Consider the following 11,937-nt stretch of genomic DNA (forward strand, 5'->3'; position numbering starts at 1 on the left):
CCTCTCCCCGGCCCTCTCCCGCAAGGGGAGAGGGAGTAAGCGCTTTAAAAAGCCCCTCTCCCCTTGCGGGAGAGGGGTTGGGGAGAGGGGGCGATCCTTCCTCCCAAACTATTTGCCAACAACCTGAACAACGGAACCCAGATCATGGCCATCAAAAAAATGACCGACCTGAACCTTGCTGGCAAGCGGGTTCTCATTCGCGAAGACCTAAACGTGCCGGTCAAGAACGGCAAGATCTCCAGCGATGCCCGCATCCGCGCTTCCTTGCCGACCATCAAGGCAGCTAAAGATGCAGGCGCCAAAATCATGTTGATGTCCCACCTGGGCCGCCCAGAAGAAGGCGTGTACGACGAAGCCGCCTCCTTAAAGCCAGTTGCTGAGCACCTCACCAAAGCGCTAGGCCAGGAAGTGCGCCTGATTAAAGATTACCTCGATGGCGTTGAAGTGGCCGACGGCGAAGTGGTGCTGTTCGAGAACGTACGCTTCAACAAAGGCGAGAAGAAAGACGACGAAACACTGGCCAAGCAATACGCAGCCCTGTGCGACATCTACGTAATGGACGCCTTCGGCACCGCACACCGCGCCCAGGCCTCCACCCACGGTGTTGCGCGCTTTGCACCAGAAGCCTGCGCCGGCCCATTGCTGGCGGCGGAACTGGATGCCCTCGGCAAAGCCCTGGATAACCCAGCCAAGCCGGTTGTCGCCATTGTTGGTGGCGCCAAAGTTTCCACCAAGCTCGACGTGCTCAACGCCCTCGAGAAAGTGTGCGACCAGATTATCGTAGGCGGCGGCATCGCCAATACCTTCCTTGCCGCAGCCGGCCACCCGGTGGGCAAGTCTCTGTGTGAGCACGAACTGCTGGATACCGCCAGAGACATCGCCTCTCGCGTTAACATCCCGCTGCCAGTAGACGTAGTGGTTGCCAGCGAGTTCGCCGAAAACGCAACGGCCACCATCCGGAACATTTCCGACGTAACCGCAGACGACATGATCCTCGACGTAGGCCCAGAAACCGCTGGCCAATTCGCTGAACTGCTCAAGAACGCCAAAACCATTCTGTGGAACGGTCCGGTAGGCGTGTTTGAATTTGACCAGTTTGCCAACGGCACCAAAACCCTGGCCGAAGCCATCGCCAATAGCGGTGCCTTCTCGCTGGCCGGCGGCGGTGACACAGTCGCTGCCGTTGACAAATACGGCATAGCTGACAAGATCTCGTATATTTCCACCGGCGGTGGAGCCTTCCTGGAGTTTGTGGAAGGTAAAGTGCTGCCAGCCGTTGCCGTACTGGAAGAGCGCGGCGCGAAGTAAACTTTTTTCGATTTACGATTTACCAAGCTGTTTTGAAATCATTTTCGTAACTATTTTTGCAACTATCTTTGTAACTATCTTTGTAACTAAGGAGACAACCAAATGGCCCTGATTTCGATGCGGCAAATGCTGGACCACGCCGCCGAGCATGGTTACGGTGTGCCAGCCTTTAACGTAAACAACCTAGAACAAATGCGCGCCATCATGGAAGCCGCCGACAAAACCGACTCCCCGGTTATTGTTCAGGCCTCCGCCGGTGCTCGCAAATACGCTGGCGCCCCCTTTCTGCGCCACCTAATTCTCGCAGCTATTGAAGAATGGCCGCACATCCCGGTGGTTATGCACCAGGACCACGGCACCAGCCCGGCCATTTGCCAGCGCTCCATTCAGCTGGGCTTCAGCTCTGTAATGATGGACGGCTCCTTGGGCGAAGACGGCAAAACGCCTATGGACTACGAATACAACGTAGACGTAACCCGCCGTACCGTAGACATGGCCCACGCCTGTGGCGTATCCGTAGAAGGCGAGCTGGGTTGCTTGGGTTCTCTAGAAACCGGCCAAGCCGGTGAAGAAGACGGCATTGGCGCCGAAGGTACTCTGGACATGAGCCAGATGCTGACCGACCCAGAAGAAGCCGCAGACTTCGTGAAGAGAACCCACGTAGACGCCCTAGCCATCGCCATCGGCACCAGCCACGGCGCCTACAAGTTCACCCGCCCGCCCACAGGCGACATTCTGGCCATCGAGCAGATCAAAGCCATTCACAAACGCATTCCAGACACCCACCTGGTTATGCACGGCTCTAGCTCCGTACCCCAGGAATGGCTGAAAATCATCAACGAATACGGCGGTGAGATGCCCGAAACCTACGGTGTACCGGTTGAGGAAATCGTGGAAGGCATCAAGCACGGTGTGCGTAAAATAAACATCGACACCGACCTGCGCCTAGCCAGCACCGGCGCTGTGCGTCGCTTCCTGGCCGAGAACCCAGCCGAATTCGACCCGCGCAAATTCCTGCAAGCAACCATGGTAGCCATGACCGACATCTGCGTGGCACGCTACGAAGCCTTTGGTTGTGCTGGTAATGCGAGCAAGATCAAGCCGATCAACCTTGAGCGCATGTTTGAGCGTTATGAGGCTGGTGAGTTGGATCCTAAGGTTAAGTAAGGCAGTTGTTATGCAGCCCCGGGTGCCTTGCCCGGGGCTGTGATTTTCCCTCCCTCAAACCCTCCTCTCGATATTCGCCGTTGGTGCATATATCCCAAAAAAACGGCTGCTAGTCGTAATTTCCGTTAAAATTAACGAAGTTTTGCAAAAGGCAAAGGTAAGTAGTCCAGACATGGTCTAGTGTGGGTAGCTATACGCTATGAACACCGATTGTTAGGGATAACGGCCGATGACCTCTTCAGTACTGATACAGCCTCTTTTTTTCAACCTCGGGTGTTTCACCTATTGGGTGGAGCTCGGCCTGTGGGTGATGCGGCGCTGTTCGAAAGAAAACTCAGAGCGACTACCCGAAACGGCAGGGCGCCGACGAGTCTTCGTTATTGCAATAATGACGCGTTCTGTCTAATACGCTGTTGGGGCCTTTTTCGTACGTTAACAAATACGGAACTATGTAATGAAGATAGAAGTTGCACTAAATAAGTCTGCCTCAACTAAAGAGAGAGGCGATCTTCTGGAAGCGCTAACTGAAAAACTCTTAACAGCGCAGTCGTATGAAGTTATCAAGGAAATAAGATTTACTGCTGTAGAGTTAGACTTGTTATGTCGTCACAAGATCAGTGGCAAAGAAATATATGTAGAGTGCAAGGCATACCGGGATAAAAACATTGATGCAAATATTCTCAAGAACCTAGCTGGTACACTTATCTTTAAGGACTATTCAGAAGCGTGGCTTATCGGTACTGGCGACTATGGAAAAGAAGCAAAAGGTTTCGTTAAGGAATGGCAAGATAAACCTAAAGAGCAAGCAACAAAGTTAAGTTTTTATGATCCTGCGAAAGTTATTGAGTCACTTATTAGTGCGGGCGTAATAAAAAATCGTCCAGAGGATAAAGCGGAAGAATATGCTGGTAGTGAAAACCTGATAGGTGAGTGGGTTTTATTGGTTACAAAATATGGAATGTTTTGGGCTGCTGCAACATTGTCAGGTGGTATTCCTTCTGGAGTTATATGCTATTACGCAAATAACAATGAATTACTAATCGACCCCAAACTGCTGGAAAACCTTTCTGAAACAGATACTAGCTTAAATAAGCTCGACTTTACTCTGATGAAAAGCCAGGCCACTAGAACTACTGAAATAGAAACAACTAAAGTAGTAGACGTTGTTCAAGTACAAACTGGCGAGGCATGGACTGATTATAGACCCGCTAGACCTCGAGATTTTGTCGGTAGAACGAAAGATATAAATTACATCTTTGATTTTTTAAAAAACATTAAAGAGAAGAAAACAAGCACTCGGATTTTTGCCATAACAGGGAATTCCGGGATGGGGAAAAGTTCATTTATTGCCAAACTAAAAAGTAAGGCAGACAATTATCAGAATAAGAATAAATTTTTTGTTTTCCCCGTTGATGTTCGTGCAGCTACAGGCCCCGAGTATATTTATTCCTCATTATTGAATGCATTGAAAAGCGCACAAAACTCTGGTTTTGGAGATGGAAATATTAATCTGATTCTATCTGATGTTGGTAGTCCGCTTAACTCTGAAACTATTAGGAAATTTTTAGAGTCATTAGAACCAAAAAACCAGATTGTAACATTGGTTTTTGATCAGTTTGAAGAGCTGTATTCTAAGCCAGAGCTATTTGAAGTGTTTGAAAAAGCCAAGTCATTGTTACTAAATGCAGCATCTATAAAGCTTAATTTTTGCTTAGGCTTTGCTTGGAAAACCGATAGTACAACTCATAGTGAACACCCAGCATATTTCTTTTGGCATCAACTTTCAGATTATCGTGTCACTAGAAAATTAGTGCCTTTTTCTGATGGTGAGTCCGGCGCTGCAATAAGTATATTTGAGAAAGAAATTAATCAGAAGTTACACACTGACTTGAAGCACAACTTGATCGCAAGTAGTCAAGGTTATCCATGGCTCCTGAAAAAGCTGTGCATTCACCTTTATGGGAAAATAGAAAATGGATTTGATCAGAACGACTTGCTAGAGAATAAGCTAGATATTGCAAGTTTGTTTGAAGAAGATATTGACGAGCTTGAGCCAGGTGAGGCAGCTTGTTTAAAGCTAATAGCGCAACGAGCACCAGTTGACTGGTTTGAAATAATCGAAACATCTGGCCCCGATACTTTAAAGTCACTTATTAACAGACGTTTGGTTATTAGGAGTGGTGATCGACTAAATGTCTACTGGGATATTTTCAAAGAGTACATTTTAACAGGAAATGTTCCAGTTATACCTTTGAGGTATCTCCCATCTACTGACTTTTCATCATTATATAAAGTGGTTAGATATCTTGACCATGAGATAAAACTTTCAGTACATGATTTAGCCGGCAAAGCAACACTGTCTGAAGGAACGATTCAAAATATCGGTTCTGATATGGTTATGTTTGGTGTTGCTAATAGGGAGGGTGGTCTTTATTCGCTTAGTGAAGATATCATAGATAGCAATGAAGCCAATATTCTAAAAGCCATACGAGAGAAGTTCAAAAAGCATGCTTTTACCCATGCTTTTAAAGGAAAAGCTTCCCGCTCTGCTGTGACGGTTAATGCTCTAATTGAAACTCTGAAACAATTATTTCCAGACAACAAATATGCTGAAAAAACATGGCATAGCTATACAGTTAGGCTTTGTCGGTGGTTAGAGTTATGCGGATTTATCGAGGTTTCAGGCAATGGCTGGGTATACCGTGATCAGGGGGATGTCGTTACTGAAAGGCTAAAGTTAGAACGGAGACGTAGAAAGAGTAATATATTTACTGCCCCAGCATCACCAGCCTTAGTCTTAGAAACATTAAATTGGCTGAAAGAAAAGGGAGAAGTCGATAAAGAAGAAGAGAAGCCGAAAGGCTATCGGAATGCACTTGCAGTTCTAAAGCGATTTGAACTTGTTGTCATTGAAAAAAATAATTACATGTTAGCGCTAGATAGAATTAATAAGTTCTCAAACTATAGTGAGGCTATTTGGATAAGTGCAAATTCTGAAAGTATTCTTCTAGAGGTTGTAAAATTGATTGAATCAAATAAAGCTGTTTCAGGAAAAGATATTGGAAATGTCTTAGCTGATAAGTATGACCTTTCTTGGGCTGAGGCTTCCAGAATAAGAAATGGCGGTTCGATTAGGCAGTGGGCCCTTTGGTTGTACGAAGGAAAAGTTAATTCTGAAATACCTAAATGTCCTGGACGAACGTGATAGCCTTAAAAAAGCGCAGCTGTCGGACAAGTTTTTCCGCTACGCTCCAAGCTTGCCGCAGAGCTCGGCATTAGGCATACGATCAAGGAGACTGAGTGAAAGTTTTTCATTTTATGAAAAAGCAACATGCGGTGAGAAATCTTGAGACGTCGCGCCTTAAAGTTGCGACTTTAGATAGCATGAATGACCCGTATGAGTTCTTTCTTAACTTTGACGGCGCCTCCCAGGGCAATCTTGAAAACTTTAAAGAACATTTCACTAAGAAGGCTGGTTTTTTGTGTTTCTCGAGAAATCTAAATGATCCTGTTCAGTGGGCCCATTATGCAGAAAACCATCGAGGAATTTGTTGGGAATTTGATATTCCAGAGCATATCTTACAAAAGATTGAATATCTTAAGGTACCGATTAGCTTGAAAGAAGAAGGCGAAGGTTGGCGCGATAATTTGGTGAAGGCTACGCTTTGCAAATACGAAGGATGGTCTTACGAAAAAGAATACAGAATTCTGGTGGACTTAGAATCTGAAGAAGTTACTCGCGAATCTGGACTTCACTTTGTCAAACTTGAGAAGGTGGTAGCGCCAACCCGAGTTTATACTGGCATTCGCTGTAAGCTATCTGCCGACGAGAAAGAACTTTTTAAGCGCAAAGGCCTTGAAGTGGTTCGAATGGTTCAAGACCAGAGGTCTTTTTCCATCATACAAGCCTAACCAGTGCATAAAGTTTGTTACGACTCTTTGGGCTTCCATCGGGCGGCCTTGTCAGGCCTCCACTTATGCAGGCATTAGTCGCCGCATATGGATATTTTATGTGTTCATCAGAAATAGACGCGGCTGCAATTGCTGCTAATTCAGCGATAGTCTCTGCTGTCGTAGCTGGATGTGTTGCTTTTGTCGTAGGTATTTTCACGGTTTACTATGCAAATCGGCGAAATCGCGAAAACATCTATGCTTCATCGGTAATACAAGAGCGCGCTAAGTGGCGTGATGAGATGAGGGAGCACGTTTCAAATTTTATAAAATTATCTCATCAGCTAATTATTTTAGAAATACCTTTTGTAAGTCCTGAATTGCGAAGCACTAAGTCTCAAATAGCACTTAGGTTGAATCCTAGCTTGGATGATAAGCATAAAATAGACCAAACCCTGCTCAGGTCGCTCGGTTTTTCGCTCAAGTATCTCGCCGATAGTGATATAAATAGACTATCAGAAATGCTTATCCTAATCGAGCAAGGCACACAGCTGCTCATAAAACAAGAATGGGAAAAATCAAAGGACGAAGCTGGTTACCACAAAAAACTGGAAGAAAACTTCAAAAGTGAGAGTGAAGTCAAGCTAGCAATCGAATCTATCACTGCCAAAGTAACGAATCTCGAAAATGCAGCCTAATTACTGTTGAACTAAACCGCTTCGCGGTAGCGAGTAAGCTTGGAAGTTTCCTGCGAGATCAGGTGTCTTGACCGATACTTTTGATTAGCCCGAGTGGGCTTTCAAAAGAGGAGAGTTCGTCATGACACCTTTACGTCAGACCATGATCCAAGCCATGTGCCAACATGGCTTTTCCCCCCGAACCCAGCAAAGCTACCTTTATGTGGTCACCGCGCTGGCTCGTTATTATCGGCGCTCGCCTGATCAACTGAAGGTTGAAGACTTACAGGTCTATTTCAACTATCTGGTTCAGGAGCGTTCCCTGTCACCGGCCAGTTGTCGTGTTTACCTCCATGGCATCCGGTTTCTGTATTTGAAGGTGCTGCACTGGGCGCACTTCGATGTCACTCTGGTGCTGCCGAAGCGACCTCAACGTATTCCCGAATTACTGACACGTCAGGAAGTTGCGCGCCTTTTGGCCGCTGTTCTTAACCCCAAGCATCAAGCTCTGTTATCCGTCACCTATGGATGCGGCTTGCGCGTCAGCGAAGCGGTCGCGTTGAAGGTGAAAGACATTGATGGTGAACGCCACCTGCTTCGAATTGAGCAGGGCAAGGGCGCCAAAGACCGGATGGTGCCTCTGGCTCCCGGGTTACTCCGGGTGCTTCGTCGCTATTGGCAGATTCGCCATCCGATGCTCTGGTTATTTCCCAGCGATTTACTCCCAGACAGACACCTTCACATCACCACGCCTCAGAAGGTCTACCACACAGCCAAGACAACCAGTGGCATTGAAAAATGCGGTGGCATTCATGCCTTGCGCCATGCCTACGCCACACACCAGCTGGAGCGGGGTTTGCCCATTCATGAGCTGCAACGGCTCTTGGGGCACAGCGATTTGCGCAGCACTCAACGGTATCTGCACTGGTTGCCAGGCGTTACACCTCAAAACGGGGGTCCGGCTGACCTGATCGCACATCTCGGAGGTGCATGATGGCCGGTGCACTAACTGTCCAGACGATTCTAAACCGATTCCTTCCGGGTCAGACACTGGACAGCCACCGGCGCAAGGTCTGCGCCCGGTTAACGGGGTGCCGAACCGCCCGCATGGGCGGTATGGAAATGCGCTGTGATCATTGCGAGGCCCGCTCCATCTGTTATTACGGCTGCCGGGATCGGCATTGTCCGCAATGTCAGGGGCGAGCGAGTCAGCAATGGAGCGAACGTCAGCGATCCCTGTTGTTGCCGGTGCCTTACTTTCATCTGGTGTTTACGCTGCCCCATACCTTGAACGGCTGGGTTCAGCTCCATCCCGACGTGGTCTATCGCTGTCTGTTCGCCGCAGTCTGGGACACGCTTAACCAGTTTGGGCGCAACACCCGGCACCTTGGCGGCGAGTTGGGCATGACGGCGGTGCTCCACACATGGGGACAGAACCTGAGCCGTCATGTTCACGTGCATTGCCTGATCCCCGGCGGAGTGTTGACCGGCAATGGTGATTGGCACAAAGCTAAAAGCCACTACCTGTTCCCGGTACGGGCTCTATCCCGGCGTTTTCGAGGGCGCATGGTGTCGTTGCTAAGAGCGTCGGTGAACGCAGGTGAGCTACACCGGGTGACCCGCAACGGTGAGATTGATGGTGTGCTCGACGGCCTGATGCAGCAGGAATGGGTTGTCTACACTCGACACTGCCTGAACCAGGCCGAGAGCGTAGTGGATTATCTGGCTCGCTACACGCACCGAATCGCCATCAGCAATGGGCGCTTGTTGACGATGGAGGATGACCGGATCGCCTTCCGCTATAAGGATTATCGAGATCATTCACGATTGAAGACCCAGTGGCTGGATGGCCAGGAGTTCGTACGGCGGTTCCTAATGCACATTCTGCCAAAAGGCTTCATGCGAATTCGCCATTTTGGCTACCTGAGCAATCGAACCCGGCGACGAAAATTGGCTGTTATCCGGCACTGCTTATCGCAGCCGCCCAAACCAGAAGCGACACCGGAAAGCCCAGTATCTCAGCGGTGCTGGCCCTGTCTCCTCTGTGACAACGGTCTGGTTCGCATGGTTCGCCAGATTCCACGGTTCAGAATAACGGCTGTGCCGACGGGTTAGCTTCACGGCCTTCTTGATCCGCCGGGGGAAACCTACAGTTCTTAGTGAGCTGGATCTCTCTGCGGCCGAAGGCTGGAAAAACGGGTACCTGAGAGGTAATCTGAGGGGAATCACAACAAGGAACCGCCGCATGAAGGATCGAATGAGACCAAACCCCGCCGGCATTGCTCCGCGCCCGGCCCCAGATGTACCGTTCAGGCTTCGCCTCCAAATTACTTTATCCTTAGGCACCGTTCGATAGCTGCGGCGTTGGCGGCTTAGTCCAACAGACATTTAATGGTCATGCTGCGCACGACCATTAAATGCTTAAGTGTTAGCTGGGTAGTGCGTTGTGCCTTTTGGGTGGCTGGGATGAATTGGCCTTGGCCGAAAACTGGCAGTCGAACCGGCAATTCCCGTGTTTTGCCAAGGCCGTCAGAATCCGCGTCGAGTGGGTGGCCAAAATCAGCCAGCGGTGTTGGTATAAAGGTCGATGTTCGTCGTGACCAGGTGTCCGCCGAAACCTGGTTCCTGACTTACCTGCTACTCTGAAGTTCAGGTTCGTCCACCGCTTTATTGGCGTTGGGTTCAATCACAGTGCATCGGCGGTTTCCGGTGCAAGGGCAGCGGAGTAGGCCGTCGTGTTGGTAGCCAAGGATCGGGTTTCACAGTTACCCACAGCTAACAATGCCATCAAATTCGCTCCCTACGGTCGCCGGACGCTCGTAAACTCGCGCCGTTTATGGCGGCGTTAGCTGGGTTGGTATGGTTCCTTTTTGGTGGCTCGGTGCCAGTGGCCTTGGCTCAGATTTGGTAGCACAACCGCCATGTTTCGGTGATTGCCAAGGCCGTCGGAATCCGTGGTCTGTTTGGCAGCTTTATCGTTCATTGGCGCAGGCATAAAATTCGGTGCTCGTCGCGTGGGGCAGTCCACGCAAACTTGGGCCTGTGTCTGGTAATCTGGCGTTCAGGTTCGTTCACCGCATCATTTGCGGTGTTTTTGAACGTTGTGCATCGGCAGATTTTGGTGCAAGGGCAGCAGGCGGAATAGGCTATCATTTTGAGTGCCAAGGGCTGGGCTGTCAGTCTTGGATTCATAGAATAAGTGCAGCACTTTGGATGAACAGGTAGAGGTAGGAGGGCCGTTGCCGGTACCCTCATTCGCTTTACCTACCAAAGTGAAGAGAATCATGGGATACCGACAACTGACCCAGGCACAACGATACCAGATTTCGGCCTTCTTGAGAGTAGGCTGGAGCCAGCGGAAAATAGCCCGGGAGATCAACTGCCACAGCTCGACCATCAGTCGGGAGCTACGTCGTAATCGAAGCCTGACTGAATACGAGCCGATGGAAGCCAGTCGTTTGTCCATACATCGGCGCAAAGGAGCTCGCAAATCTCATAAACGAGCGCCCTCATTGATAGATTGGGTGGCCAAGCAGATTCAGAGTGAATGGAGTCCTGATCAGATAGCCGGTTTTATGAGGCGAGTTGGCAGTATCCAAGTCAGCCATCAGTGGATTTACAATCTGATTTACCGGGACAAAATAGCAGGTGGCGACCTCTGGAGGTATTGTCGCTTGCCTTACCAGAGACGTTATCAGCGCCATCTTGCCAAGCGAGCCGGGTTAGGCAAGATCCCGAATCGCGTAGGCATTGAGTGCCGCCCTAAAGCCGTCGATGATCGCCTGCATATAGGCCACTGGGAAGGAGATACAATCCTTCACGGGCATAAGAATTCAGGCGCGGTCACTCTGGTTGAAAGACGGTCCGGCTACCTGCTCGCAGGCTGTGTGCCGAAGCTGAAAGCCCACTTAGTTACAGATGTCATCATCCGTGAGTTAAGGCCGATCAGAGGGGCCGTACAGACGATGACACTGGACAACGGTTCTGAATTTTCGGACCACCAAACATTTAGCAAAGCGTTGTCGCTGACGTCGTATTTCTGTGACCCTTACCGGTCCAGTCAGCGTGGCTCCAACGAGAATACGAATGGCCTATTGAGGCAATACTTTCCGAAAGGCACTGACTTCGCCAAGGTGTCCAGAAAGGCAACCAGGCAAGCGGTGAACAGACTGAATAACCGACCACGAAAACGGCTGGGTTATCGCACACCGGCAGAAGTTTTCTGGGGCGAATACTCAGGAGGCTTGGATACGAGCGGTGCTGCACTTATTACTTGAATCCAGGAGTTACACCCAGCTAATTACTGTTAACTACTGCGGAGTCAGTATGAAGTTGGTAAGCACTGAGATAAAGCAGATGAATGAGGACTATTATTCAAAGTTGGATGGCATTTTTAAAAATGTTAATGAATGGCTGAAATTTGCTGAACAAAAAAACGCAGCATTGCTCTTACTGAATGGTGGGATGATTTGGGGGGTTACACGAGTTTTCAGTGCCGTAGATCTCGTTCCAAAGATATCGTATTGGTTTAATCTAATAGGTTATTCACTTATTTCTGTCTCTACTTTAATTTGTATCATTTCCTTTCTACCCATTCTGCAACAACGATGGTTTAAACCCGAAAAAACCTGCCCATCTGACAACTGTTTATACTTCGCACATTCGGCGAAATATGATGCTCGGGATTATCTTAAATTTCTCGCTAAGAAATTGGGTTATGAAAAAGAAAAAACTATATTTACCGAGTTTGAAATTGACTTAAGTAAGCAAATAGTCACAAACTCAGAAATAGCATTTGATAAATATAAGCGATTTAAGTTAGCAGCTGTCTTTACTATATTGACGGTTGTCTTATTTTTGTTGTCTATTGGAATGATAAATTTCATGGAGTAAA

Annotated in this window: 9 protein-coding genes; all 9 read left to right on the top strand. The window is 48.6% G+C overall.

Features of this window, described 5'->3' with window-relative positions; translation table 11 throughout:
* Positions 1–144: 144 nt before the first annotated feature.
* Positions 145–1,308 (top strand): phosphoglycerate kinase, encoded by a 1,164-nt coding sequence (locus tag CPH80_RS19110; RefSeq protein WP_096280362.1) that lies wholly within the window; start codon positions 145–147, stop codon positions 1,306–1,308.
* A gap of 102 nt (positions 1,309–1,410) precedes the next feature.
* Positions 1,411–2,475, top strand: a complete 1,065-nt coding sequence (gene fba, locus CPH80_RS19115) for a class II fructose-bisphosphate aldolase (protein ID WP_096280363.1) — start codon at positions 1,411–1,413, stop codon at positions 2,473–2,475.
* 454 nt (positions 2,476–2,929) lie between these two features.
* The gene (locus CPH80_RS19120; RefSeq protein ID WP_096280365.1) at positions 2,930–5,680 is read left to right on the top strand and encodes an AAA family ATPase; all 2,751 of its coding nucleotides are present in this window, start codon (positions 2,930–2,932) and stop codon (positions 5,678–5,680) included.
* Between the two features lie 95 nt (positions 5,681–5,775).
* Positions 5,776–6,387, top strand: a complete 612-nt coding sequence (locus tag CPH80_RS19125; RefSeq protein ID WP_096280367.1) for a DUF2971 domain-containing protein — start codon at positions 5,776–5,778, stop codon at positions 6,385–6,387.
* 65 nt (positions 6,388–6,452) lie between these two features.
* Positions 6,453–7,064 (top strand): hypothetical protein, encoded by a 612-nt coding sequence (locus CPH80_RS19130; protein ID WP_096280369.1) that lies wholly within the window; start codon positions 6,453–6,455, stop codon positions 7,062–7,064.
* A gap of 121 nt (positions 7,065–7,185) precedes the next feature.
* Positions 7,186–8,037, top strand: a complete 852-nt coding sequence (locus CPH80_RS19135) for a tyrosine-type recombinase/integrase (protein WP_096280371.1) — start codon at positions 7,186–7,188, stop codon at positions 8,035–8,037.
* The gene (locus tag CPH80_RS19140; protein WP_227520257.1) at positions 8,034–9,158 is read left to right on the top strand and encodes an IS91 family transposase; all 1,125 of its coding nucleotides are present in this window, start codon (positions 8,034–8,036) and stop codon (positions 9,156–9,158) included. Before CPH80_RS19135 ends, CPH80_RS19140 begins: the two co-directional genes overlap by 4 nt.
* Before the next feature lie 1,169 nt (positions 9,159–10,327).
* Positions 10,328–11,320 (top strand): IS30 family transposase, encoded by a 993-nt coding sequence (locus tag CPH80_RS19150; protein WP_096281730.1) that lies wholly within the window; start codon positions 10,328–10,330, stop codon positions 11,318–11,320.
* A 49-nt stretch (positions 11,321–11,369) separates the two neighbouring features.
* Positions 11,370–11,936, top strand: coding sequence for a Pycsar system effector family protein (locus CPH80_RS19155; protein ID WP_096280375.1), 567 nt, complete (start codon positions 11,370–11,372; stop codon positions 11,934–11,936).
* The last annotated feature ends 1 nt before the right edge of the window (position 11,937 follow it).

It is taken from the genome of Marinobacter sp. LV10R510-11A (assembly GCF_900215155.1).
In the GTDB taxonomy this organism is placed as follows: domain Bacteria; phylum Pseudomonadota; class Gammaproteobacteria; order Pseudomonadales; family Oleiphilaceae; genus Marinobacter.

Excerpts from the sequence above, each read along its gene's own strand:
- fba (WP_096280363.1), top strand. The coding sequence starts at position 1,411 with ATGGCCCTGATTTCGATGCGGCAAATGCTGGACCACGCCGCCGAGCAT.
- CPH80_RS19155 (WP_096280375.1), top strand. The coding sequence starts at position 11,370 with ATGAAGTTGGTAAGCACTGAGATAAAGCAGATGAATGAGGACTATTAT.
- CPH80_RS19110 (WP_096280362.1), top strand. The coding sequence starts at position 145 with ATGGCCATCAAAAAAATGACCGACCTGAACCTTGCTGGCAAGCGGGTT.
- CPH80_RS19135 (WP_096280371.1), top strand. The coding sequence starts at position 7,186 with ATGACACCTTTACGTCAGACCATGATCCAAGCCATGTGCCAACATGGC.
- CPH80_RS19120 (WP_096280365.1), top strand. The coding sequence starts at position 2,930 with ATGAAGATAGAAGTTGCACTAAATAAGTCTGCCTCAACTAAAGAGAGA.
- CPH80_RS19140 (WP_227520257.1), top strand. The coding sequence starts at position 8,034 with ATGATGGCCGGTGCACTAACTGTCCAGACGATTCTAAACCGATTCCTT.
- CPH80_RS19130 (WP_096280369.1), top strand. The coding sequence starts at position 6,453 with ATGCAGGCATTAGTCGCCGCATATGGATATTTTATGTGTTCATCAGAA.
- CPH80_RS19150 (WP_096281730.1), top strand. The coding sequence starts at position 10,328 with ATGGGATACCGACAACTGACCCAGGCACAACGATACCAGATTTCGGCC.